This is a genomic window from Pseudomonas sp. HD6515, assembly GCF_024971855.1.
In the GTDB taxonomy this organism is placed as follows: domain Bacteria; phylum Pseudomonadota; class Gammaproteobacteria; order Pseudomonadales; family Pseudomonadaceae; genus Aquipseudomonas; species Aquipseudomonas alloputida.
This window is the reverse complement of sequence record NZ_CP079827.1, coordinates 2,456,010-2,480,409: the sequence shown is the minus strand read 5'-3', so window position 1 is coordinate 2,480,409 and position 24,400 is coordinate 2,456,010. Positions and strand designations below refer to the sequence as shown.

16 protein-coding genes are annotated in these 24,400 nt (G+C 61.1%); 4 read left to right on the top strand and 12 right to left on the bottom strand.

All coding sequences use genetic code 11. From position 1 onward, the window contains the following. Nucleotides 1-9: 9 nt before the first annotated feature. From tssA to KW568_RS11375, 9 genes are all read right to left on the bottom strand, one after another. Nucleotides 10-1,596 carry a type VI secretion system protein TssA gene (tssA, locus tag KW568_RS11415; RefSeq protein WP_004576428.1) on the bottom strand — a complete coding sequence of 529 codons (1,587 nt, stop codon included), beginning with the start codon at nucleotides 1,594-1,596 and terminating at the stop codon, nucleotides 10-12. After that, a complete protein-coding gene (locus KW568_RS11410; protein WP_033726713.1) occupies nucleotides 1,593-4,925 on the bottom strand; it encodes an ImcF-related family protein in 3,333 nt (1,110 codons plus the stop codon). Before KW568_RS11410 ends, tssA begins: the two co-directional genes overlap by 4 nt. Before the next feature lie 9 nt (nucleotides 4,926-4,934). Next, the gene (locus KW568_RS11405; protein WP_004576425.1) at nucleotides 4,935-6,371 is read right to left on the bottom strand and encodes a DotU family type IV/VI secretion system protein; all 1,437 of its coding nucleotides are present in this window, start codon (nucleotides 6,369-6,371) and stop codon (nucleotides 4,935-4,937) included. After that, nucleotides 6,368-7,723 carry a type VI secretion system baseplate subunit TssK gene (tssK, locus tag KW568_RS11400; RefSeq protein WP_033726711.1) on the bottom strand — a complete coding sequence of 452 codons (1,356 nt, stop codon included), beginning with the start codon at nucleotides 7,721-7,723 and terminating at the stop codon, nucleotides 6,368-6,370. Before tssK ends, KW568_RS11405 begins: the two co-directional genes overlap by 4 nt. 24 nt (nucleotides 7,724-7,747) lie before the next feature. Then, nucleotides 7,748-9,286 (bottom strand): type VI secretion system contractile sheath large subunit, encoded by a 1,539-nt coding sequence (gene tssC / locus KW568_RS11395; protein ID WP_004576423.1) that lies wholly within the window; start codon nucleotides 9,284-9,286, stop codon nucleotides 7,748-7,750. A gap of 34 nt (nucleotides 9,287-9,320) precedes the next feature. Beyond that, the gene (gene tssB / locus KW568_RS11390) at nucleotides 9,321-9,824 is read right to left on the bottom strand and encodes a type VI secretion system contractile sheath small subunit (RefSeq protein WP_004576422.1); all 504 of its coding nucleotides are present in this window, start codon (nucleotides 9,822-9,824) and stop codon (nucleotides 9,321-9,323) included. Nucleotides 9,825-10,416: 592 nt separating this feature from the next. Further along, nucleotides 10,417-11,472 carry a lipocalin-like domain-containing protein gene (locus tag KW568_RS11385; RefSeq protein WP_004576421.1) on the bottom strand — a complete coding sequence of 352 codons (1,056 nt, stop codon included), beginning with the start codon at nucleotides 11,470-11,472 and terminating at the stop codon, nucleotides 10,417-10,419. Continuing rightward, nucleotides 11,462-13,921: an ABC transporter permease gene (locus KW568_RS11380; RefSeq protein ID WP_004576420.1), complete on the bottom strand. Its 2,460-nt coding sequence runs from the start codon at nucleotides 13,919-13,921 to the stop codon at nucleotides 11,462-11,464. Before KW568_RS11380 ends, KW568_RS11385 begins: the two co-directional genes overlap by 11 nt. Next, on the bottom strand, nucleotides 13,921-14,586 hold the full coding sequence (locus tag KW568_RS11375) for an ABC transporter ATP-binding protein (RefSeq protein ID WP_004576419.1): 666 nt from the start codon (nucleotides 14,584-14,586) through the stop codon (nucleotides 13,921-13,923). Before KW568_RS11375 ends, KW568_RS11380 begins: the two co-directional genes overlap by 1 nt. 280 nt (nucleotides 14,587-14,866) lie before the next feature. On the opposite strand from KW568_RS11375, the gene KW568_RS11370 reads away from it, so the two are divergent. Next, nucleotides 14,867-15,934, top strand: a complete 1,068-nt coding sequence (locus KW568_RS11370) for an aromatic ring-hydroxylating dioxygenase subunit alpha (protein ID WP_004576418.1) — start codon at nucleotides 14,867-14,869, stop codon at nucleotides 15,932-15,934. Nucleotides 15,935-15,946: 12 nt separating this feature from the next. Beyond that, nucleotides 15,947-16,897, top strand: coding sequence for a PDR/VanB family oxidoreductase (locus tag KW568_RS11365; protein WP_004576417.1), 951 nt, complete (start codon nucleotides 15,947-15,949; stop codon nucleotides 16,895-16,897). Nucleotides 16,898-16,903: 6 nt separating this feature from the next. Here KW568_RS11365 and KW568_RS11360 read toward each other — a convergent pair whose 3' ends face one another. The 3 genes from KW568_RS11360 to KW568_RS11350 all read right to left on the bottom strand — a co-directional run bounded on the left by KW568_RS11360 (nucleotide 16,904) and on the right by KW568_RS11350 (nucleotide 20,729). Continuing rightward, on the bottom strand, nucleotides 16,904-17,617 hold the full coding sequence (locus KW568_RS11360) for a GntR family transcriptional regulator (protein ID WP_003256147.1): 714 nt from the start codon (nucleotides 17,615-17,617) through the stop codon (nucleotides 16,904-16,906). Between the two features lie 415 nt (nucleotides 17,618-18,032). Beyond that, a complete protein-coding gene (locus KW568_RS11355; protein WP_004576416.1) occupies nucleotides 18,033-19,286 on the bottom strand; it encodes an OprD family porin in 1,254 nt (417 codons plus the stop codon). A 102-nt stretch (nucleotides 19,287-19,388) separates the two neighbouring features. Further along, nucleotides 19,389-20,729: an MFS transporter gene (locus KW568_RS11350; protein ID WP_033726709.1), complete on the bottom strand. Its 1,341-nt coding sequence runs from the start codon at nucleotides 20,727-20,729 to the stop codon at nucleotides 19,389-19,391. A gap of 317 nt (nucleotides 20,730-21,046) precedes the next feature. Here KW568_RS11350 and KW568_RS11345 point away from each other — a divergent pair, with 317 nt between their 5' ends. Both KW568_RS11345 and mrdA read left to right on the top strand, forming a co-directional pair. Next, on the top strand, nucleotides 21,047-22,027 hold the full coding sequence (locus KW568_RS11345; protein ID WP_014003920.1) for an IS5-like element ISPa41 family transposase: 981 nt from the start codon (nucleotides 21,047-21,049) through the stop codon (nucleotides 22,025-22,027). 435 nt (nucleotides 22,028-22,462) lie between these two features. Next, nucleotides 22,463-24,358 (top strand): penicillin-binding protein 2, encoded by a 1,896-nt coding sequence (gene mrdA / locus KW568_RS11340; RefSeq protein WP_004576018.1) that lies wholly within the window; start codon nucleotides 22,463-22,465, stop codon nucleotides 24,356-24,358. The last annotated feature ends 42 nt before the right edge of the window (nucleotides 24,359-24,400 follow it).

Genomic DNA, 24,400 nt, shown 5'->3' with positions numbered 1-24,400 from the left:
CAATGTGAGTTAGCTGCACAGCACCGCAGCGCGTACCGGGTCAATGGCTACCAGCGCCGCCAGCTGTTGTTCCATCTGCAGCGCCAGGGCTGGCCGATCGGCATCGTTGCGCTGGGCTTTCAAACGCAGCAGCTTGAGCAACCGCGCCTTGACCTCAAAGATCAGCTCGGGCTCCCAGTCGGTCAGTGCGTGGTGGTGCGCGGCGGTATCCAGTTCAGTGAACAAATGAATGGCCAGTTCGGCCTTGCCGTATTGCTCGGCCACCCGGGCCATCAGCAGGCGCAGCAACCAGCGTTGCCGCCCGGCCTGCGTATCAGGCCGGTTTGCAAGCCACGCCAGCGCTTGCTCGACACCCTCAGCATCGGCTTGCGCCAGTGCCTCAGGTTCCAGCGCAAGGATTTCGCAGGTTGCCGTGGTGGTTGCCGAGGCTGCAGCAGGCAGCCATTGGGCGGAGCGGCTGTCGCTGACGTGCTGGTTGATCCACTCGCGTGTGGTTTCATCCGCGAAGGCCGAGCCATCGTTCCAATACAGCATGTCCAGCCCAGGCAAGCGCTGCAGCAGCATGTTCAGGTCATGTTTGACGATGGCTGCCCAGCTACCCTGCGGTTGGGGTGATTTGCTCAAGGCTTGATGCAGATGCCATTGCAGGTCCAACCAGAAATGGTTGACACCCTCGGCATACATCCGCTCGGCCTGGTCGATCAACTCACTCCAGCGTTGCTGCACGTGCAGGCGTTTTAACTGGGCACGGTATTCACCGCGCGGGGGCGCCAGCCGGGTAATGCCCTGTGCGTCTTGCGGTGGCACCTGGTGCACGGTGTCCCAGCGCAGGCTCTTCATCAGCCGATGGGCGGCCAGCCAGCCCTCTGGTTGGTCACGCAGGTAGCTCGCCAATTGACGGCCACTGTCCAGCAGGTCGCGCCCGGACTTGATCGGCGGCGACTTCGGGCTGCTGGCAGGGTCGTTCGGCGCTGATTCGTTACTGGTCTGCGGAACAATCGCGTCCAGGCCACCCGCCACTGCCAGGCGCGCAGACAGCGCGGTGTATAGGCCATCCAGGCGTGGCCGGTGGTCTTCTGGCCAGGTGCCAAATCCCTGCTCCAGCCACACCAGTGCAGCCACGGTGCGCTGGGCCTCGGCCTTGACCACCTGGGGATACAGCGACAGGCTGGCCAACACCCGGTTACCGGACAGCCACTCCAGGGCCATTTTCCGGCTGTTGGGACGCGTTGGCAGGATGTCCGCAGCATAACGCTCCAGCAACGCGGCCAGCAGGTTCAAGCCGTCTGCCAGCCCTGGCTCCCCATCCGTGTGCAGGCGGGCCCAGAGGTAGTACGTCGCGACGCGCAGGTCTTTGCAGGCATGTTGCAGCAGCCTCTGCCCAAGCTGTGCGACTAGGTCTACATCAGCCCCGGAGAGCCGGTTGACCTCTTCGCGCATGCGCTGAAAATCGTCGTCATAGCCAGGGTCCTCACCGACAGGCGCGTCAGCACTGATGGGGGACAACCAGGCTTCCCAGCGTTGGCCATGCTCTCGGGCCAAGGCGATGGCATCACGCTCCGGCAGGCAGCTTGCGACCAGGCTTTTCAGAGTCATTGAGGGCCCCCGTTCTGCGCGTAACGCACATCGTCCACAAGGAAGATGTCCCTGGGCAGGCGGAAGCTGCGCAACTTGAGCAATGCCAGCGGGCCCTCAGCCAGCTCGGTACGCAGGTGCCACGTCAGGCCGAGGCCGTCCGGCGCACTTAGCACCACCCGAAAACGGCTGTCGCCGTCATCCAGAGGGGTGACATTGGCCTCCTCCAGCAGGCGTATCAAACCCCAGGTACCCTGGTAGTCCGCATACAACCGTTCTCCGCCATGCACGCTGGTCCAGGTCAGGCTGATGCCCGGGTGGTCACCCTGCCCTGGCCAGCGAAAGCGCTGCCAGCGCTCACGCTGGTTGAAGTAATGATGCTTCTCGCCGTTGAGCACGAAGCTGGTCTGCACCACGTCCTGCACGGGTTTGCCCCGCAGTTCGAAGCTCATGCCCATGCCGCCGTCGGTGTACAGCAGATCCGCCAATTGGCTGAGTTGGTTGATTGCCTCCAGAAAGGCCGGATTGAAGCGCAAGCCCTGACTCTGGCGGGGATCGATCACCCACCGACTCCCCTCTTTGCGCACCAGCCCATTGAGCTGCTGGTGCAGAAACTGCTCGATGCGCCCGGAGTCGGCGCGAATCATCTGCCCGAGCATGGGCAGGGATGCATCACTGCTGGAAGCGGCGAACGGGTAACGATTGTCGAATGCACCATGCCACTCATCGACGATGGCGCGTTGCCAATCCCGGTTGAGGCCTGCGGATGAAGGCTGCAGGATCTGCTGCCAGGCCTGCGCTAGTGGCTGCACGAACAACGCATGGGCCACAGGGCCCCATTCTGCGCCCAGGCTCGCGGCAATCAGGTTGCCGTAGGACTGCGCGTCAGTAAGATCGACGCCCTTGCCTTGAAACACGGTCTGTGCGAGCGCTTGTGTCATGGCCTGCGGGTCTGGGGCATGGGTGATCTGCTGCAGCTTCAGCCGCACGCTGGTGACGCGCGTGAGAAAGGCTTGCAGGCTTAAATGGTCGCTGCCGGATCGGCCTTCGGCATCTTTCCCCAACAAGGCCATCAGCGGGCCGAACGTGCTATCGAGTGGGCCGCCAGGCACTTGAGCCAGCTGATCAACCATCGGTGCTGCTTTTTGCCCAACCAGCTTCTGCGCCGATTCGATCAGTGAGTCAGCCAAAGCCTGGCCACGGACACCCGCCTGCCCTTGGTAACTCAGGGTGTTCATCAGGGCGATCAAAGGCGACTGGCGTGCATCGCTCATCACCGTCAGCTGGGTGATCACATCATGCAGAGTGGTACTCTGCTGCCAGCGCAGGCTATTGAGAAAGGCCAGCCAAGCGCTGCTGTAATCCCGGAAATAGCGCGCGATCAGCCGCGCTTTAAGTTGCTCAGGGCTCAGCTCGCCCCCCACATCACCCACATTGTCGCTCAATACCCAGTCGATCTCTTCACGACGCGCCTTAGCGGCGTCATCAATGGCCGAACGTACCTGACCCTCCCAGGCTTCGCGGGTGAAGACCCCGCGGACTTGCTCGCGACTGGTGAACAGGGAGGTCGCATCAGTGTCACCGACCATCTGCTGCAAGCCCATGGGCGGATAGTGGTTCGCCGCAGTGTCGAGGACGTGCTGGTACAGCGTGGCTTCGGCGTTGCGCTGGCCCAACTCGCCGAGCAGCACCTGGCGAACCTGACCAATCAGTCTGGGATTGGCCTTGATCGCCCATTCCGGATGATCAGGCAAATGCTCAGCGTAGAATCGCCACATGCCAGGCTGGTTTGCACCCACACTATCGACCAGGAAATCTGCATCGGCCTTTTCCGGGCGGGCTAGCATCAGGTAGGCCTTGAGCTGATCATAGGCCTGCTGCGCTCTCTCGGCGCGGGCCGGGCTACCCGGTGCGAGCTTGACCAGCGCGGTGAGTTGTCTCTCCAAGTCGGATGCGGCCGGGTCCCGAAGAAGGCGGTCATTGGCCTCGACATACAGCGGCCACACCGCCTCACGCAGGTCATTTGAGCGGTTCAGGCCAAAGCGTTGATACCAGGGCGCTCCGTGCTCGCCACGGTAGTCCAGGCGGGACAATTCACGAACCAACTCGGCCAGGGCGTACGCTGGATCACTAGCGGCCTCGGGCTGTAGTAGCGCTCGGTATGCAGCTTCCACTCGGCCGACTTCGACACGGTTGCTGGTGAATGAAACCAACAAGCCAATTCCCCAGACAGCTGCAAGCCCGAGCGCGGAGGTGTAGACGATTCTGCCTGGGTGCCAACCCAATCTGCGAGGTCGGGCAGAACGGTCACTGAGAATTCCAGACCAAGCAGGGTCTTCAGGCCAGTAGTGCTCAATTGCTGTCGCCGATCCTGACCTATGAACTGGCAAGCTGAACCAGACGCCACGTACTTGGATGCAACGTGTTGACCTTCCTGAAAGGGACTCAAGCACGCGATACCATCGAGCAGCGCCGTCAACTTGCAAATCGCGAGCAAGCCGCAGTAAGAAATCGTGGGACATGCGGTTCTGCATCTGCGCCAAACCTCGTTCGCGCAGCGAGCGCTGCAGGGCGCCCAAATGCTCTTCCCAATGAACTGCGGCCCGCCGAGTGGGAAGCAAACAGCCGACCGCCTCGATGCCGCGCCCCGACTGGCCCCATTGGCTTTCACGGATTTGCCACATATGCACAGGCAACTGTCTGCCAAGATAACGGTTCAGATCCTGCAGGTGATGGATGCTCGCACTCATTGAAGCAGCGTCGTCGACCTGGCGTTCGCGCAGCACCCAAACGACACCATCAATGGCGCGCCAGCGAAACTGCCGTTTCCATTTATCGAGCAACGTTGTGTCTGGTTTAGAAAGGAGACTGCCGCCATAAAGAAGAACTGCCCGGCCATACAGCCACTGTCGATCAGTCAGACCAGGGACGATGGCATTGACGTGAGTAGGCTCGCCGACCACCAACAGCAATTGTATTTTTCGCGACCAAAACCAGCCGTACTGCTGGCGAAGATGCATTCGACTCAAGGGAAGGCTGTCTGCAGCCGCACCATAGAATGCAAGCGAGGCTTCGGATCGAATCTCTGCTACTGACTGAGCGCCGCCCTCGGTGAGATGGCGGTAATTGGAAGCACCGAAGCGACGGGCAAGCACCAAGCCACCAACCGCAACTAGCACAATCAGAAGAGTGACCCCAGGCAGTACTACTGATAGATTCCACCCTTGAACGCTACCGAACGCGAATTTCACAACTGATGGATAAAGCCAGAACACCAGTCCCGCCAGCCCGAAAATCAGTAATGCAAAGGAAAGTACAACAATCAGCAACCGCACCCGCTTAAATTGCATATGAAAACCCTACGTCATGAGTGGCGGAACGGGTGTCAGTACCGTTCCCCACAGCGGCGCATCAGCGCAGCACACGCCACTCAAAATTAGTTGTGGTCCGCAACCACGTTGAACCGTCTGCGCAGCCAGGGCTATTGCCACCCACGGGGCTGCCGCACCCGGATGGCCAAGTAACGCGTCCAAGTTATGAACGTTCCGATCAGCGCGCAGCGGCAACTCGACCCCACTCATTACGGTCGTTACTGCTGCGTGGTACTTCTGTCCGATACCTGATCGCCAAATATGCTCGATACTGTTTGTTTGCAAGGACGCCCAGCACAGCGCCTGTTGCGTGGCACGGGTCAATGCGCCGGCAGACTCGCCACGAGCCTGTTCCGGCCTATGCAGGTTGGCCACTGGCAGTAATGCAAGTTGAGTCCCGGGGTTACCTAACAACAGCCCTACCGCTGTTTCAGCCGTGCCTTGAGGCGCGTCTGGCGCTATCACCACTGAGACGAGCAAGAGCAGAGCCTGATCATCGCTGCGTTGGTCGAGCCACTGATCCACCGCCTCCAGCCCCCTCCAGGTAATAGGCGTAACGGTTTGCCGAATACCCGACTCGGCTAAAGCTTTCTGCCAGGCCTTGCCCTGCCTGCCTTCGCGCAGCGAGCTATCGATCTCTAGCGACAACGCAAGCTCCAAATCATCTGCTAGTTCTGCGAGCTGAACCGCGAGGTCATTGAGTAGCTTCTTCAGGATCCTCAGAAGCGCCCGTTCGGGGTTCTCATTCACATCGCCCGGCAAACGGGAATGGCGCACCGTTTCCCCAGCTGATCTAGACGGTTGCGCCTTGAGCGCGTTAGTCCCTTCAAGAATGGCATCCACTTGTAACAGTGGATCCATTTGTTCCGTACGCAAGGCCGTATATACACTGATCGCTAATACCTGCTGATGGCGCCGCCCCTGACTTCGCTTGCAATCAAGATCAATTGCGCGAGCAGCGTCCCAACCATCGGCATTGTGCTGTTGTACCAGGTAGTACAGCACCCGCAGACCATATGTACCACGTTCGCGCAACCTCACAATCTGACGGTGCACATTGCGCAGTTCATTCGCCAACACTGCAACATCTGTATGGACGGAGGGATCCACGACCCACATGACACTCAGCTGTTCATTCCATTCGGGCCTTTGCAGCAACAGGCTGGCAATCGTCGTGGGCAGCTTCTGCGCGTCGGGCAAGGCACATTGCGCATGGCTGATAAGCTCGATGCTATGGCGATCCAGGCCCTCCTCCTGAAGAGAGGCCCGAACATGCTCGACATCCGCCACGCAACGCGGCCAAAGTTCCGGGCTACTGTGCACACCTGTGCCATGTCGCAACTCGACCACCAGCAAGTAGGTATCCTGTAACAAGGCGTCGATATCCACCTTGGCTGTGCCGGGTTTCTGCTGAGCGAGACTCATGAGCGCAGCACCGCGAACAGCTCAAGTGTGGCGTCCTGGAACACGCTCGGCACATAGAGCGCGCATACGCCGTCCTCCAACATGGCACGCCCTTTCTCATGCCCGAGATCCAGTGCGAAGTACTGGTTTTCCAAACGCAGCGGTATCGCCGCAGGCACATGGCTGAGGGGTTTCAAGGGCACGCCATCGAGTGCTGCATTGACGAGATAGTCCACATCATCAGGCGAGCCGATCTTGCACAGCCGTGGGAACTGGCTTTGCACTTGCACGGCTGGCAGCCGGCAGCGCACCGACAGGTAAAAGTCAGCCCCGTCTGGCTCAAGCAAACGAGGATCGTTCAGGGCCACCTGCCATCGGTTGGCACTGCGCGCTTCGAGTACCAAAGCCAGCACACGTGACGGCAGGCTCGCTTCCAGCAATGTGGAGAGCGTACGCATCAACGGCGGGAAAACAGACTCAAGGTGCGTATGCTGATAGGCAGGAATGTCCTCGACACTCTGGTCCAACGAAAACGTCAACAGCGCCCCCGCGCATTTCACCAACTGCTGGTACACCAACTCCGGATGCCGAGCAGGGTGTGCTTTAAGGTCTGCCAGCACCGGCTGATAGGTATTCAACGCGTTGAGCAACCAGAACAATGTCACATCAGCGACAGCAAAATCTGCCATGCGCTGGTTGCTCTCGCGACGCATCCCCATCAGCCGCTCACGTTTGGAGGACAGCTGGGTCAGCAAGTTATCCAGCTGAAGTAACAATCCAGCGTGCGCATCAAACCTCAGCAACGGGGGGATGTAATCCTGATCAATTTCCCAACGCCCCCGCCCATCCCGGACAAGGCGTGCCACTGGGCAGGTGAGGAAGTCTGCGTTGTCATCTTCATTCAGGCGCAAGCTCAGTGCATGTTCGAGTACGCTGATCGACTGCACCTCATCGGTATAGTGATCCTGTACATCCCGCCACACTTGGCGGTATCTGACCGGGCGCTCAACTCGGCCCCCCTCGAACAGACAGTTGTTGCCATTGGCCTGTTCCAGCGGCAAAGCGAGCACCACCGTTACCGCTTGACTGTCGTCAGGCAGCGCCCGGGATAGCTCCAGGGCACTGGGAAGCCGATCCAATCGATCCGTGTCAATCAGCGTTCCATCGGGCATGCACACCTGCAGCCGAGTGGCCAGGAGTTTGCCTAGCTGCAGTGCGTCCGCATCAAATGCGACTGCGCGAATACCCCACGGATGAACCCATGCCAAGGAAGCAACTGCCTGGTTGGTCCACGATTCAAAGCGGGCCTGCTGCTGAAACTGCTGCGCAGACAACACCACACCGGACGCCCACATAGGCCGATCGATCTTCACGATTAGTAACTCCCGGGTTCGCCGTCAGGATTTAGCTTTGGGCATCTGCGAAACCAACGACAGGTTGATGTCCATACCCTCAACCTGGAAATGCGGCACCGCAAACAGCTTGACTCTGAAGAAGCCTGGGTTGTCATCAATATCTTCGACAACCACCTTTGCCTCCCTCAGCGGATGAGACGCCTGCAAGTCATCGCCGGGGTCCGTCATTTCGGTAACCAAGCCGCTGATCCACCTATTCAATTCCAGTTCCAACAGGCGGCGATCCTTGGTTGTGCCGATGTTCTCCCGCTGGATGAGTTTCAGATAGTGAGCGATGCGCGAAAGCAGGAAGACATAAGGCAGCCGAGCGTTGATACGACTGTTGGCCGTGGCCTCAGGTGTGTCATAGATCGCCGGCTTATGCGCTGAGTTCGCGGAGAAAAAGCACGCATAATCGCGATTCTTGTAGTACGACAACGGAATCAACCCAAGATTGGCAAACTCAAACTCGCGGGTTTCCGGAATCATCACTTCCGAAGGAATCTTGACCTGACTGCCCGTACCCATGTCATAGAGATGGATCGGCAGATTCGTTACAGCCCCCCCTGATTGCGGCCCTCGAATTTGTACGCACCAACCATTGGCTATAAAGCTTTTGACCATATTGGCTGCAAACGCGAACGTCGAGCTTACCCAGAGGTACTTGCTGTGATCCGGCCCCTTGACTCGCTCTTCATAGTTAAACAGCCGAACCGGACTCGTATCAGGCCCGTAAGGCAGTCGCCCCAACGTACAGGGCAATGTGGCGCCGACATAGCGGGCATCATCGCTTTCAGCGAATGCGTGCCATTTGATGTACTCAGCACGGTCCATGTAGTTGCCGATATCCTTGATCGCGGCGACCTCCTCCATTGTTTGCTTGCCAAAGAACGCAGGGCCCATCGAGCACAAGAATGGCATATGAGCGGAGGCCGCAACTTTCGAGATATTCCGCAACAGTGCAATGTCTTGCGCCCCACGGCCAAACTCGTAGTTTGAGACCGCCGCCGCAATAGGCTCACCACCCGGCGTATCGTATTCCTGAGTATACGTATGCAGGTACATGCCGCTTTGAGCGATTTCGGGCGCATCTTCGAAGTCCTGGGCCAGATGCTCTTTACTGATATCCAACAACTCGATGCGGACGTTCTGGCGGAAGTCCGTCTGATCAATCAACGACTTCGCCCCACGCCAGATCGACTCTACACGCTGAAAGTCAGGATGATGCATCACTTCGTCCAGCTGACTGCTGATCTGGGCATCAATCGAGGCAATGTGTTCGTCCAGCAGGGCCCTGTCCAGACGCTCCACTTTCGGGGAGACTTGCTTGAGCCGCTCAAGAAAAACACTTACAGACGCAGTAACACGCTGATTGGGTGTTGCCTCAGACAGAACATCCACACTCTGGTAGGCGTCGATACCGCCCATCTGCTCAAGGGGTTCGAGATTTATTTTTTCAAACAATGTGTGATAGACATTCTGGCTGTCTTCCACCCGCACAGTGGCGCCACGCGATTGCGCAGAGGATTGCTCTTCGGACATTTGTTAGCTTCCCGTCTGTAGAGATGATGGTTTTCTAGCATCCGCCTTGAGGGGCAAGGGCAGCCAGTTCCTTACGCAGTTCATTACTCAGCGCTTCATCTTTCAGTATGCGTTCCAACTCGGCACGGAACGTGGCGTTATCCAAGAGATTGGCTTTCAACTCACGCAGCAGGTTGCGCATCGCCAGCAGCGCACGTAATTGGGGTATCTGTCGAGCGACCTGTTCGGGCTCGAAGTCCTTCATCCGCTGAAAACTCAGTTCAACAGGCGTTTCTCCACCTTCGCTGGCCAGCGTATCTTCAACGACCAGTTTGAGGCTCGGTGAAAACTCCAAGAGCACACTGTCAAAATTATTTTTATTGACATTAACCTTGCTCCGTTCGGACAGCGGACGCTGCTCTTTTCCGTTACTGTAATCCCCCATCAGCATGAGCTTAAGCGGCAGCTCAACCTTACGCTGGGCCCCACCCGTATGAAGATCAAGTTTAATATTGACGCGCGCCCTCGGCACCTCACTTTGAAAACTGCCTGAAGCCATAACTCCTCCTGAAGCCACTGGAAACGGCCTCGACGAAAGTGACATCACTGACAACGATCCATTTCAGGCCCATTGGCAACTGCAATGGAATTCAATTCATTGCCAGCAACTACCGCTCCCCCAAGGCAACACTTGAAATGTTTCCAGATCAAACATGCACCAATTCTTCACATTTCGCCACCCCCCGCACAAAACTAGGAAACTTCCTACAAGCGACAGGAAAACCTTCGACCAGGATTCTGCTTGCCCCCCAATCGAGTAGCGCCAAACAGATGCACTCAATGCACCAGCAATGCATTGATCCATATCAACGAATTTAACCAACAGACCGCGCGGACCACCGCCGTACAAATATCAATTAATCTAAACCCACCAAAGGCAAGTCCAGAAAATGATACCCCCCAATTAAAACAGCCAATTCTTCCTGAGCTTCATTGATGAGCAGGTACCCGTCAGTGAATACCCTGTTTGTCGACAGTGCCTATGCCGGAAAGTGGGCTCAGCGCATCGTGTGATATGGGTATGGCTGGCTGAGGCTTGCATGCTAACTCGCCGGAACCAGCTCTTCGTCTCAAGACTTTACACACAGAGCCTAGTAACCCGTCATCTCCAGATACCCGCGCCCGCCCGCACTCCCGTTCAAGCGTACCGGCCCTTCCCAATACGGGAACCGTGTCTGCATCCACGCCTGCGGCTCAACGGCATCGACCTGCACATCCACCCCATGCTCCGGCACTTGCACCCGCCAGCGCGTCGGCACCTGCTTGCCGTTTTTCTGCGCGGACCAGGCCAGCGCCTGCAGCTTGATCTGTGCGGCGTCCAGTGCCACCACGTCACCTTGTGGCCCTACCCAGGTTCCGGCGCGATACGGCTCCCCGTGGGCCTCCCGCACCTGGAACAGCATCAGCTTGGCGCCACTGTCCAGGTGCAGGGAAAACCAGTCCCAGCCGGTCTGCCCGGGCGCCAGCGGCTGACTGCTCCATTCCCGGTCCAGCCAGGCCTGCCCGGTAACCGCGATGCACAGGCTGCCATGCTGGACGTGCCCCTGGACCTGGTAGAACGGCTGGCTGTAATAGTACGAAGCCTGGCCCTTGCCTGATTTTTCGCTGTAGCCCTGCTCCCCATGCAGCACCAAGGGAAGATCGCTGTGCAACTGCAAGTCATAGCGAAAACCGTCGCCACTTGCGACCATCTGTAGCTGTTCAATACCGCCCTGGCCCTGTAACACCCAGTCATTGATCCATGCACGAAACGGCTGGGCCTGCACGCCGGCCTGGCCGATACCCCCCCGCGCCAGGGTTTCAGCAGCCTGATGGCCACCCGGCCCGGTCAGTGCTGCATGCCCCATCCACAGGTTCGGGCTGTTCCAGCCGGTGGTCTCCGGGCCGGGGCGCAGGGCCGAGCGGAACAGTGTCCACTGGGCGCCCCAATCTCGGCCCTGGGCGTCCTTGAGGTTGGCGGTGACATACCACCACTCGATACGAAAGCCGTCGTGGGGACCGTGGTCATGCGGGAAGACCAGACGATGATCGCGGGTCACCTGGCTGAATTCGCCAGCCTGCTGCCCGAGCCCGGCATAGCTCTGCGGTGCTGGCTGATCACAGCCGCACAACAACCCGCTCAGCAACAGCAACGCATTAAGCTTCATCGGCCAACGGCCTCAACAGTTCGCGCGGCTGGCGGCGCGCCAGTTGCCACAGCGGCCAGGCGCAGGCCAGCAGGCTGGTGAACATGCCCAGCACGGTCAACTGCAGCAGTTGCATGGGGAACACATACAGCGGTAAACGCCAGCCGAATGCCTGCACGTTCACCACCGCGACCAGGCACCAGGCCAGCAGCAACCCAAGCGGGATTGCCAGCAGCACGGTGAAGCTGCTTAGCATGAGTGTCTGCCCCAGGCTCAGCCAGACCAGTTGCATGCGCCGCACCCCCAGCGCCCACAGCGGTGCCAACTGGCCCAGCCGGGCCTGGCCCAGGGTCAGCAGGTTGATGAACAACGCCACACCAGCCACGCCAAGGGTAAGGCTGTTGAGGGCTGCGGTGGCGGCAAAGGTGCGGTTGAAGACGTCGGTTGACCAGCGTTTCAGGCGCGCCTGCTCGACCACCCGGCTGTCATCCAGGGCAAAGTGCTGTTGCAGCGCGGCCTTGAGCACCGGCACCCGTTCAGCGCTCAGGTCGACACTCAAGCCGGCCAGGGTTGCCTGTGGCCAGTGGGCGCGCAACCAGCCGGCATTGACCAGTACATGCCCCTTGGGGTTGCCGTAATCGGCGTAGATCCCGACCACGGGCAAGGCTGGCGTGTCTGCGGGCAGCTGCAGGCTGTCGCCCAGTTGCAGGTTCAGTCGCCTGGCCAACTGCTCACTGAGCATCACGGCTTGTCCACTGGCCAGTCGCTGCCAGGCGCGCGAATGCTGTTCCAGCAATGGCCAGCGCGTTCCATAGGCGGGGTGATCGACAATGCCCTGCACTTGCACCGGCCAACCTTGCAGCTGCATGTCTGCGCGCCAGCCAGGCAGGACCACGCTGGCCACAGGTTGCTGCTTGAGCCACTCGACTATCTGCAAGCCTTGGGCCGTATCACGTGGGGTGACATACAGGTCGGCGGAGAGGCGCAGGTCAAGCCAACCGACAAACGTCTTGCGAAAACCCTCGGTCATGCTGCCCACGCCAACACTGGCAGCCAGCGCCAGCAAAAGGGCGACCAACGCCAGGCTCAAGGCTGGCAGTTGCTGGCGGCTGTCAGCCACGAACCATTGCGCCAAGGGCCGGTGGCAACGACGCGCCAGCCAGGCCAGTACCCGATCGAGCAAGGCCGGCAACAGCAGCGCCGCCGCCAGCAGCAACCCTGCCAGCATGCCGAACGCGCTAAGCAGGCCAGCCCCGAAGACACCACAGCCCAAGGCCAGCAACAGCAGCAGGCCCGCTAGCAAAGCCTGCCGTTGCAACCATGGCCCCTGCGCCAGTCGCCAGGCCTGGGGTTGCGCCAGCGCCAGCAAAGGCAACCGGGCAGCACGCATTACACTCTCCAGCCCTGCCAGCAATGCCCCGAGTACACTTACCAGCACACCCAGCAGCCACCACCCCGCCGGCAGGCTCAACGTACCGGCGACCTGGGCGCCATACAGACCACGCAGGCTGGCGGCCACGTCGGGCAACAGCCACGCGGCCAATGCGTAACCACTGACCACCCCGGCCAGCCCACCCACTGCCGCGAACAGGCCCAGCTCCAGCACCAGGGCACCCAGCAGGGTCTTCAGGCTGATGCCGCACGCGCGCAGGTTGCGGATCAGCCCACGGCGCTGCTCCAGCGCCAGACCGATCGCGGCGTGGGCGATGAACAAGCCGACAACGAACGCCAGCAGGCCGAGGGCGGTCAGGTTGAGGTGGAAACTGTCGGTGAGGCGCTGCAAGCCGCCATCGTCCTGCCGCGGCTGCAGTTCAAGGTGGCGGGCAATATCCGCAGGCAACGGCCCGGGCGTATCAGCCAGCAGCAGACGAGACAACTGCCCCGGTGCGTTCAGCAACGCCTGCGCGTGGCCGATGTCCACCACGATGACCCCGGGTGCCAACGCAGGCTGCAAAACCATAGGCGGCAGCAACTGCCCTTCACTGTCGCGGGTCGGCTGCCCGGGGCTTGTGTTCAGTTGACGCAAGGTGTCTGGCCCAACCCAGGCTTGCCCGGGCGTGCCGATGAACGCTTGCAGGTCGAATGCCTGCACCTGCACCCCGGCAATGCTGCCGGCAGGCGGCAGGCTCAACGGCTCGATGCCGATCAGTCGCACACTGCGTGCGGGCTCGCCCGGCAAGCGCAAGCGCCCTTCCAGCACCGGCGAAACAGCCCAGCCCTGCCTGCGCAGTTGCACGTACAACGCCTGATCGAAGCGCTCGCCATTGCGCGCGATCAGTTGCGCCTGCAACGGCCCGGTCAATACCGCGCTGGCCCGGGCATAGTCGCGGCGTGCCTGGCTGTTCAATGCCTGCACACCGGTCCACAGCGCCGTGGCCAGCCACAGGCCAGTGAAGATGCTGAAGCACTGCACACGATGGCGCCGCCAGTGGCTGAGCAGCGCCAACAGGGCCAGCGACAAAAGCTTCATCAGCCCTGCTCGGGCCGCACACGGCCGGCCTGCAGGTAGCAACGGTGCTGCAAACGCACCGCCAGCCGCGGGCTGTGGGTCACCATCAGTACCCCGCTGCCGGCTTCGGCGACCAACTGCAACAACAAACTCAGCACCTCGTCACTGCTGGCCTCATCAAGGCTGCCGGTCGGTTCGTCAGCCAACAGCCAGGCCGGGCGCCCGGCAAGCGCACGGCCGATGGCGACCCGCTGCTGCTGGCCGCCAGACAGTTGTTCCGGGTAACGCTCAAGCAGGTCCGCCAGGCCCAGGCGCTGCGCCAGGTAAGCCGCCCACTGCGGGTCATGCCGCCCGGCGAGACGGGCCTGGAAGGTAAGGTTCAGGCCCACGTCCAGGCTGCTGATCAGGTTGTACTGCTGAAACACCAGGCCGATCCCCTCCCGCCGCCACTGCGCCAGCGACGCTTCCGAACGGCCATCGAGCGGAACATCGTCGATCAGAATACGGCCGCTGTCCGCTCGGTCCAGGCCAGCCACCAGGTGCAGCAAAGTGCTCTTGCCGCTGCCCGACTCGCCCATCAGCGCCAGGCTGCTGCCCCGCGCCAGGCGCATGTCCACCCCCTGCAATATGGGAAGCGGGCCTTGGGGGGTGGGGAATGATTTGTAGAGTTGTTCGATGGCTAGCATCGAGTGGCCTTGATGGGTGGGGTGTCCCTTTAGGCATAGCAGGTTCGGCCAAGCCTGCTCCTGCACCGGCCGCTTTGATCGATCTCGCCGGTGCCTTCCTGTTCAGACGACGTGCTGCTGCGGCCGCCCCCTAGAATCGCAGGGGCGCCTCTCAATGGATCCACTAAAAACCGATAATCGCACAGAATCCGCATTAACAAAGCAAAATGCATTGACCAGGCCCGCCAGTCGCAGCCTTAATGGATCCATTAAATAAAAACAAAACCCCGGAGAGCCTCCCATGTACCCTAAAAACACCTGGTACGTCGCCTGCACCCCCGACGAAATCGCCACCAAACCCCTGGGCCGGCAGATCTGCGGGGAAAAAATCGTGTTCTACCGCGCCCGAGAGAACCAAGTCGCCGCCGTCGAGGACTTCTGCCCGCACCGCGGCGCACCGTTGTCGTTGGGCTATGTCGAGGACGGCAACCTGGTGTGCGGCTACCACGGCCTGGTGATGGGTTGCGACGGCAAGACCGTGTCGATGCCGGGCCAACGGGTGCGTGGCTTCCCCTGCAACAAGACCTTTGCGGCCGTCGAGCGCTATGGCTTCATCTGGGTCTGGCCCGGTGACCAGGCGCAGGCCGACCCGGCGCTGATTCCGCATCTGGAATGGGCGGTGAATGATGACTGGGCCTACGGCGGCGGGCTGTTCCACATCGGTTGCGACTACCGCCTGATGATCGACAACCTCATGGACCTCACCCATGAAACCTATGTGCACGCCTCCAGCATCGGCCAGAAGGAGATCGACGAGGCACCGCCGGTGACCACCGTCACCGGCGACGAAGTGGTCACCGCCCGGCACATGGAAAACCTCATGGCGCCGCCGTTCTGGCGCATGGCCTTGCGTGGCAACGGCCTGGCCGACGATGTACCGGTGGACCGCTGGCAGATCTGCCGCTTCACCCCACCTAGTCATGTGCTGATCGAAGTGGGTGTAGCGCATGCCGGCAAGGGCGGCTACCACGCCGAGGCACAGCACAAGGCATCGAGCATCGTCGTCGACTTCATCACCCCGGAAAGCGATACCTCGATCTGGTACTTCTGGGGCATGGCACGCAATTTCGCTGCGCACGACCAGACCCTGACCGACAACATTCGTGAGGGCCAGGGCAAGATTTTCAGCGAAGACCTGGAAATGCTCGAACGTCAGCAGCAAAACCTGCTGGCCTACCCCGAGCGCAACTTGCTGAAGCTGAACATCGATGCCGGCGGCGTGCAGTCACGCAAAGTGCTGGAGCGGATCATCGCCAAAGAGCGGGCGCCGCAGCCGCAACTGATCGCCACCAGCGCCACCCCTGCCTGAGGAACAGCCGACATGATCGATGCCGTAGTGGTATCCCGTAACGATGAAGCGCAGGGTATCTGCAGCTTCGAGCTGGCCGCGGCAGATGGCAGCCTGCTGCCGGCGTTCAGCGCCGGCGCCCATATCGACGTGCACCTGCCCGACGGGCTGGTGCGCCAGTATTCGCTGTGCAACCACCCCGAAGAACGCCATCGCTATCTGATAGGCGTGCTCAACGACCCTGCTTCGCGGGGCGGCTCACGTAGCCTGCACGAGCAGGTGCAGGCCGGTGCCCGGCTGCGTATCAGTGCGCCGCGCAACCTGTTCCCGCTGGCCGAGGGGGCGCAGCGCAGTGTGCTGTTTGCCGGCGGCATCGGCATTACCCCAATCCTGTGCATGGCCGAGCAGCTGTCCCACTGCGGCCAGGCCTTCGAGCTGCACTACTGTGCCCGCTCCAGCGAGCGGGCGGCGTTTGTCGAGCGGATTCGCAGCGCGCCGTTCGCTGATCGGCTGTTCGTGCATTTTGACGAGCAGCCGGAAACGGCGCTGGACATCGCCCAGGTGCTGGGCAACCCGCAAGCTGATGTGCACCTGTATGTATGCGGGCCAGGCGGGTTCATGCAGCATGTGCTGGACAGCGCGAAGGGCTTGGGCTGGCAGGAGGCCAACCTGCACCGCGAGTACTTCGCCGCAGCACCGGTGGATGCCAGCAACGACGGCAGTTTCTCGGTGCAGGTGGGCAGCACGGGCCAGGTGTTCGAGGTGCCAGCCGACCGGACCGTGGTGCAGGTGCTGGAAGAGAACGGTATCGAGATCGCCATGTCGTGCGAGCAGGGTATTTGCGGCACCTGCCTGACACGCGTGCTGCAGGGCACACCGGACCATCGCGATCTGTTTCTCACTGAAGAGGAACAGGCCCTGAACGATCAGTTCACGCCCTGCTGCTCGCGCTCGAAGACGCCGCTGCTGGTGCTGGACATCTGACCCGGCTTACGACGAGGGCAGGATGACTTTCATGCCCGCGTCCGCCGCTGCCCCGCCAAAGGTTTCGGCATAGCGCAAGGTGGCATTGGCGTGCTCGCGCATGATCGCTTCGGCGCGGGCACCCTGGCGGTTGACCAGGGCGTCGAACACGGCGTGGTGCTGCATATGGGCGAAGTTGAAGCGCCGGTACTCGCGAGCCAGATCATGGCGGTCCACCGCCAGTGCGGTGACCGAGGCGAATGGCAGGTGATCGTTGCGCGCCAGGGCAACGGCAATGGCCGGGTTGTGGCTGGCGTCGATGATCACCTGATGAAAGCGCATGTTCAGGTCGTGATAGACCTGCAAGTCGTCTTCGCTCACAAAGCCCTTGTCGAACAGCTGATCGCCGTCGACCAGGCATTGTTGCAACGCAGCGCGTGCTTGCACCGACAAGCCACGTTCTGCAGCCTGACGCGCCGCCAACCCCTCCAGCACACCGCGCACCTCGACCGCACCCGCGATGTCATCGGCGCTGACCGAACGCACCTGAAACCCCCGGCCACCAAAGCGCACCAGCAGGCCTTCCTGTTCGAGGGTACGAAATGCCATGCGCACCGGCATGCGTGAAACGCCGAACAGTTCGGCGGTTGGGACTTCCATCAAGCGCTCGCCGGCCGCCAGCTCGCCCGAAGCGATCATCTTGCGCAACGCAACCAGCACCATTTGACCGGGTTTGCTCATCCAGGCGACTTCCAAAGACATGAGCGGGCATCTTAGCGCAAGCCGTGGGGTTGCTGCTGACCTGTTGTAGGAGCGGGTTTACCCGCGAAGCAGGCAACACGGAACATGGCACCGGCGTTGCCGGTGTTCGCGGGTGAACCCGCTCCTACGGGCAGAGCGCGCGCCAAGAAACCAACCTGTCTCAAGATATGCGCCGTAAATGTAGGAGCGGGTTTACCCGCAAAGCAGGCGACGCGGTGCATGGCACCGGCGTTGCCGGTGTTCGCGGGTGAACCCGCTCCTACGGGCAGAGCGCGCGCCAAGAAACCAACCTGTCTCGAAACAGGCGCCGTAGATGTAGGAGCGGGTTTACCCGCGAAGCAGGCAACACGGAACATGGCACCGGCTGCGCCGGTGTTCGCGGCTGAACCCGTTCCTACAAGGTCAGCGGGTAGCTGACGATCAGTCGCGTCTGGTCGAAATCGCTGTTGAAGCTGCGCCGGTTGGTCGCGTTGTTCAGCCGGATGTTGAGGTTCTTCAATAACCCACTCTGGAAGGTGTAGTTCACCTCGGTATCGCGCTCCCACTCCTTGCCATTGCTGCCCGCCGCCGTGGTGGCGTTCTCGCCATGCCCGTACCGCACCATGGCCAGCAGCCCTGGCACACCGAGCGCGGCAAAGTTGTAGTCGTAACGCACTTGCCACGAACGCTCGTCAGCATTGCTGAAGTTGCCGTTGAACATGTCGTTGCCCAAGGTTCGCCCACTGCTGCCATACACCGACATCCACTGGCTGTCACCACTGACCTTCTGCAACCCCAGGTACAGCGTGTGGCCACTGTACGAAGCTGACAGCAAGGCGTAGCCGGTGCGGCTCTGGATGTCGCCGATGCGCGCCTGTCCGTCATCCCGGTCGATGAAGTAGCCAAGGTTGGCCCCCAACGTCCACTCCCCTACCCGCTGACTGTGCAGCAGGTTGAAGTAGCTTTGCTGGTAGATGTCCTCCAACTGCGAGTGCCAGGCGCCGATCAGTGTTCGCTGCTGGTTGAAGCGGTACTCGGCGCCGGCGTAGTTGAAGCCGTCCGAGGTGACCCCGGGCGCGGCCCAGGCAGACAGGTCCTGCATGTCCGAAGAGTGGCGCAGGCTCACCTCGCGGTACTGGCCGGCCTGCAGGCTCAGGCCTTCGATTTCCCGCGAGTCGAGCATGGCACCACGGAAGGTCTGCGGCAGCAGGCGGCCATCGTCGTAACGCAGCAGTGGAATATCCGGCAACAACTCCCCGACCTTCAGCTCGGTCGCGGACCTACGCAGCTTCGCCGCCAGCCCGGCCCGCCCGTAGTCGTCGGCCGCCCGCCCGTCATCGTGCACCGGCAACAGTTCTGAGCCGCTGGTACCGCCGCCGCTGTCCAGCTTCACGCCGAACAGGGCGATACCGTCCAGGCCAAAACCGATCAGCCCCGGGGTGTAGCCCGAGCTGAACTTGAAGATGAAACCCTGGGCCCATTCTTCAACCTTGCCCTTGGCGGCCCCCGGGTCGCGGAAATCGCGGTTGAAGTAGTAGTTGCGCAGTGTCAGCCCACCCTTGGCATCTTCAAAGAAGCCCCCCTCTTGCGCCCAGGCCGGCAAACCAAGGCCAAACGCCAGCGAAACTGCCAGGGCCGAACGGGCCAGCGTGCAAGTTGTGTCCATCATTATTATTGTTCTCCGCGTTCAATAGGCGCAGCAGACCGCCCCAGGCCAGCATGACCCGGAGCAGTAAGTTGCATTCAGATACCCGGCAAGGCCGGGTTGCACTCAGTGACTCAGTGCATCAGCAGGCAAGGCGGACGCAGGCTTTGTCGTTGGGCGCAACAGCAGCAGGCAACCCGCGGCAAGCACGAACACGCTGGCAAACACGCCGTACAGATGCAGGGGTTGCCAGCCACCATCGAGCAGCACGCCAGCCACGGTCGGCGACAGGATTGCGCCCATGCGGCCGATGCCGATCCCCCAACCCACGCCGGTGGCGCGTACCGACGCGTCATAGACCACCGGCGACAAGGCATACAGCCCAGCCACGCAGCCGTTGGAAAACAGCCCGATCAGCAGGCCCAACGCCAGCGCCGCAGTGACCGAGGCGCCATTGGCCACGAACAGCACCAGCAGCGCGGCGGTAATGAGCATGAACAACGCCAGCACGCGCGTCAGTGGCCAGCGCGAAGCCAGGCCGCCGATCAGCGCCGCGCCAAGGATGCCGCCCACGCTCAACAGCACCCCGCCGGTGATGCCTTGCTGGGCCGACAAGCCGGCGGCCACCAACAGTTTCGGCGTCCAGCTCATGACGAAGTAGAAGCCGAACATGACCAGGAAGAACAGCAACCAGATCACCAGCGTGGTGCGGCGCATGGCCGGCGCCAGCAGCTGCTTGAAACCCCTGCTGGCACCTTCTGCCCGTGCGGCAACAGCCGGCAGTTGTGCCAATGCCGGCTGGCCGAGGCGCACGGCCAGGCGGTTGACCCGGGCCAGCGCATTGGCCGGCCGGCGTGCCAGCAGAAAGTCCAGCGACTCTGGCAACCACAGCAGTACCAGCGGGATCACCAGTACGGTGACGATGCCGCCAAACAGAAATACCGAGCGCCAGCCCCAATGCCCCAGCAGCCATACCGCCAGCAAACCGCCCAGGGTCGCACCCAGCGCATAGCCAGTGGACTGCAGGCTCACCGCCAAGCCGCGCCAGCGTTTGCTGGCATATTCACTGGCAATCACATTGCTGCTGGCCAGGATGCCACCGATGCCCAGCCCGGTCAGGCCACGCAGCAGCGCCAGTTGCAGCGGGCTCTGGCTCAGTGCCGAGAGCAGCATGCCGATACCGGACAGCGCCAGGCACAGCAGGATCAGCAGGCGTCGGCCAAAGCGGTCAGCCCACGGCGCGATGAACAATGACCCGGCCGCCATACCGAACAAGCCGGCACTGAGCAGAAGCCCGACCTGCGCCCCATTCAGGCCCCACTCGGCAGACACCGAGGCGGCGGTGAAGGCCATGACCAGCACGTCGAAGCCATCGATCATGTTGAGGATGATGCAAATACCAATGGCCAGGTACTGAAAGCGCCCCATCGGGTCGTTGTCCAGACGTTGCTTGAGATCGGTATTCATGGGGTCACCTGCCAGCCAGGCTTGGCCACAGGCGAGAGGAACGATGCGCACGCGCAGGCGCAACGGGAGGAACCCTGACGGTTCAGTGCCGCTGGATAGCCATTCATGACTGGACCCTTTTTGTAATTGTTATCGCATACGGCAGGAGGGCTCCGGCCGTTGTCAGGCGCTAATCAACCAGATAATGGATCCACAAACAACGTTACGAAAGCACTGCCTATCAATCAGGCTCGACCAAATTCAGCTCATCGTTAGGGAATCTCCGAACAAGCCTTCAGTTATGCGAGAATCCCCGCAACACCTGATCCGAGCCGCCCATGAGCCAGATGAGCTTTTCCGACTTTGAGTACGCCGGCAAGCGCAAGCAGACCCGCCGAGAGCGCTTCCTCGCCGAAATGGATCAGGTGGTGCCCTGGGCAGGCCTGCTGGAGCTGATCGAACCGTTCTACCCCAAGGCCGGCGGCGGTAGAAAACCCTATCCTCTGGAAACCATGCTGCGCATCCATCTGTTGCAGAACTGGTTCTCCCTGAGCGACCCGGCCATGGAAGAAGCGCTCTACGAAATCACGCCCATGCGCCAGTTCGCACGCCTGACGCTGAGCGCGCCAATCCCCGAAGACACCACGATCATGAACTTCCGGCACTTGCTGGAGAAGCATCAGCTCGCACCGGCAATCCTTGCGGTCATCAATGGTTATCTGCAGGAAAAAGGCCTGTCGCTGCGCCAAGGCACCATCGTCGATGCCACCATTATTCATGCCCCCAGCTCGACCAAAAATAAAGAAGGCAAGCGTGATCCCGAGATGCACCAGACCAAGAAAGGCGGTCAGTATTTCTTCGGGATGAAGGCGCACATCGGTGCCGATGTCGAGTCCGGCCTGGTGCATCACGTCCATGGCACCGCTGCCAATGTGGCCGATGTCACGCAGGTGGCTGAACTGCTGCATGGCGAAGAAAACGCCGTGTATGCAGATGCCGGTTACACCGGTGTCGAAAGGCGCGAAGAGCATGAAAATCGGGGGGTGATCTGGCAGATTGCAGCGCGTCGCAGCACCTATTCCAAGCTGAACCAGCGCAGCGTACTGTACAAAGCCAAGCGCAAGATCGAGTTCTGCAAGGCTCAGACACGGGCCAAGGTCGAGCATCCGTTTCGCGTGATCAAGCGGCAGTTTGGTTACGTGAAAGTACGTTTTCGTGGGCTGATGAAAAACACGGCTCAGTTGACCACGCTGTTCGCCCTGGCAAACCTGTGGAGGGTTCGAAAACAGCTCATGGGTATGGGTGAGGTTCGCGTTTAACACGGAGAACCGGTCGAAAAAGCTCTCCGTACATGATTTTTCGGTCACTTTTCGTCCAATGACGCTGTAGGTGCCTGGAAAATTGCAACTTGCCGCGGCTGCACGACAAGTTGATCGGAGCATCCTTAGGAAAAATCATATTTTTTATAATTAAATTCAGTAGGTTATAAATTTACAACCAAAGAAACTTGATGTTCGATTAACGAACACAATCAAATTATGGATCCACAAACCATCAAAAACCACCCCTTGACTCACCACCATGACTACGCAATGAACAAATCTTCATGTTCCCCCTCAGCGCCCTGATCATGGGGCGCACAGCCGATGCCAGCCAGCCGGCAGCCGGGACTCGCCTTGAGGGTGCGGTGCGGGTTGCGTAGCATCCGCGGCCCGATCGCGCGCGTATTGCCACTCCTCAGGATCGATTCACAGATGCCGCAACCCATCCCGTTAAAGGACCACGAAAAGGAAAAACACCTGGTCAACCGTCGGCTTCTGGCCTGCGCTGCCATGGTGTTCAGCCTGTGTGCTGTCCTGGCGGGCCGGCTCTATGTGCTGCAAGTGCTGCAGCATGACCAACAAACGGCCGTGTCGGAAAACAACCGCGTGCACGTGCTGCCCATCGCCCCCGAACGCGGGCTGATCTATGACCGCAACGGCGTGGTACTGGCCGACAACAAGCCCAGCTTCGACCTGACCATGACCCGCGAGCGATCAGGCGGCGACTCGGCCAAGGTGCTCGACACCCTGACGCAGGTGCTGGGCCTGACCGAAGACGACCGTAAGCAGTTCGACAAGGACCTGCGCCGTGGCCGCAAACCGTTCGAGCCCGTGACCCTTATGGTGGGCTTGAGCGAGGAGCAGATCGCCCTGGTAGCGGTGAACCAGTTCCGCCTGCCGGGCCTGGAGGTGGAGCCGCAGTTCATCCGCGAGTACCCACTGGCCGGGCATTTCGCGCATTCAGTGGGCTATGTGGGACGCATCAACGAGAAAGAAGCCAAGACGCTCGACAGCACGGAGTACCGCGGCACCCAATCGATTGGCAAAACCGGCATCGAGCGCTTTTACGAAAGCCAGCTGCATGGCCACGTGGGCTACGAAGAGGTCGAGACCAACGCTCAGGGGCGGGTGATGCGCGTGCTCAACCACAAGGACCCGACCCCAGGGCAGGATATAGTCCTCACCCTGGACGCCCATTTGCAGATAGCCGCAGAAAAAGCGCTGGGTGACCGCCGTGGCTCGGTGGTGGTATTGGACCCGGCCAATGGTGACGTACTGGCGATGGTCAGCAACCCCAGCTTCGACCCCAACCTGTTCGTCAAGGGCATCAGCTTCAAGCAGTATGCCGCGCTGCGCGACTCCATCGACCGCCCACTGTTCAACCGCGTCCTGCGCGGCCTGTATGCGCCTGGCTCGACCGTGAAGCCTGAAGTGGCCATCGCTGGCCTCGACAGCGGGGTGATCACCCCTGGCAGCCGGGTGTTCGACCCGGGCTACTACGAACTGCCCAACTATGACCACAAGTACCGCAACTGGAACCGCAGCGGCGACGGCTGGGTGGACATGTACACCGCCATCATGCGCTCCAACGACACCTACTTCTACGACCTGGCGCACAAGCTGGGCATCGACCGCCTGCACGACTACATGGCCGAGTTCGGCCTGGGCCAGAAGGTGTCGCTGGACATGTTCGAGGAAGCCTCCGGGCTGATGCCCTCGGCCGAGTGGAAGCGCGCCACACGACGCCAGGCCTGGTTCCCGGGCGAGACGCTGATCCTTGGCATTGGCCAGGGTTACATGCAGGTCACCCCCCTGCAGCTGGCCCAGGCCACCAGCCTGCTGGCAAGCAAGGGCGTGTGGCACCGCCCGCACCTGGCCATGACCGTGGGTGGCGATACGCCGATCGACCCAAACCCCATGCCCGACATCGTGCTGCACGACAAGCATGCCTGGGACCAGGTCAGCCAGGGCATGCAGATGGTCATGCACGACCCGCGCGGCATTGCCCGCGCAGCAGCAGCAGGCGCGCAGTATCGGATCGCCGGCAAGAGTGGTACCGCGCAGGTGGTGGCGATCAAACAGGGTGAGCGTTACAACCGCAACAAGACCCTGGAGCGCCACCGCGACAACGCCCTGTTTGTCGGCTTTGCTCCGGCTGAGCACCCCAGTGTGGTGGTGGCGGTCATGATCGAGAACGGTGAGGCTGGAGGCCGGGTCGCAGGGCCGGTGGTGCGGGAAGTGATGGATGCTTATCTGCTGGATGAGCAAGGGCACCTGAAGCCGGAGTATGCGGGCGGCGCACCCACTCGGGGTGTGCCACACACATGATTTGGCGTAGCCGCTGTGCAGGCGGCTTTAGTCGCGAATGAG

Bases quoted from the DNA above. Each gene is read 5' to 3' on its own strand.
- KW568_RS11380 (WP_004576420.1), bottom strand. From the start codon at position 13,921: ATGAAGCTTTTGTCGCTGGCCCTGTTGGCGCTGCTCAGCCACTGGCGG.
- tssC (WP_004576423.1), bottom strand. From the start codon at position 9,286: ATGTCCGAAGAGCAATCCTCTGCGCAATCGCGTGGCGCCACTGTGCGG.
- KW568_RS11365 (WP_004576417.1), top strand. From the start codon at position 15,947: ATGATCGATGCCGTAGTGGTATCCCGTAACGATGAAGCGCAGGGTATC.
- KW568_RS11385 (WP_004576421.1), bottom strand. From the start codon at position 11,472: ATGAAGCTTAATGCGTTGCTGTTGCTGAGCGGGTTGTTGTGCGGCTGT.
- KW568_RS11345 (WP_014003920.1), top strand. From the start codon at position 21,047: ATGAGCCAGATGAGCTTTTCCGACTTTGAGTACGCCGGCAAGCGCAAG.
- tssA (WP_004576428.1), bottom strand. From the start codon at position 1,596: ATGACTCTGAAAAGCCTGGTCGCAAGCTGCCTGCCGGAGCGTGATGCC.
- tssB (WP_004576422.1), bottom strand. From the start codon at position 9,824: ATGGCTTCAGGCAGTTTTCAAAGTGAGGTGCCGAGGGCGCGCGTCAAT.
- KW568_RS11410 (WP_033726713.1), bottom strand. From the start codon at position 4,925: ATGCAATTTAAGCGGGTGCGGTTGCTGATTGTTGTACTTTCCTTTGCA.
- mrdA (WP_004576018.1), top strand. From the start codon at position 22,463: ATGCCGCAACCCATCCCGTTAAAGGACCACGAAAAGGAAAAACACCTG.
- KW568_RS11405 (WP_004576425.1), bottom strand. From the start codon at position 6,371: ATGAGTCTCGCTCAGCAGAAACCCGGCACAGCCAAGGTGGATATCGAC.
- KW568_RS11350 (WP_033726709.1), bottom strand. From the start codon at position 20,729: ATGAATACCGATCTCAAGCAACGTCTGGACAACGACCCGATGGGGCGC.
- KW568_RS11375 (WP_004576419.1), bottom strand. From the start codon at position 14,586: ATGCTAGCCATCGAACAACTCTACAAATCATTCCCCACCCCCCAAGGC.
- KW568_RS11370 (WP_004576418.1), top strand. From the start codon at position 14,867: ATGTACCCTAAAAACACCTGGTACGTCGCCTGCACCCCCGACGAAATC.
- KW568_RS11355 (WP_004576416.1), bottom strand. From the start codon at position 19,286: ATGATGGACACAACTTGCACGCTGGCCCGTTCGGCCCTGGCAGTTTCG.
- KW568_RS11360 (WP_003256147.1), bottom strand. From the start codon at position 17,617: ATGAGCAAACCCGGTCAAATGGTGCTGGTTGCGTTGCGCAAGATGATC.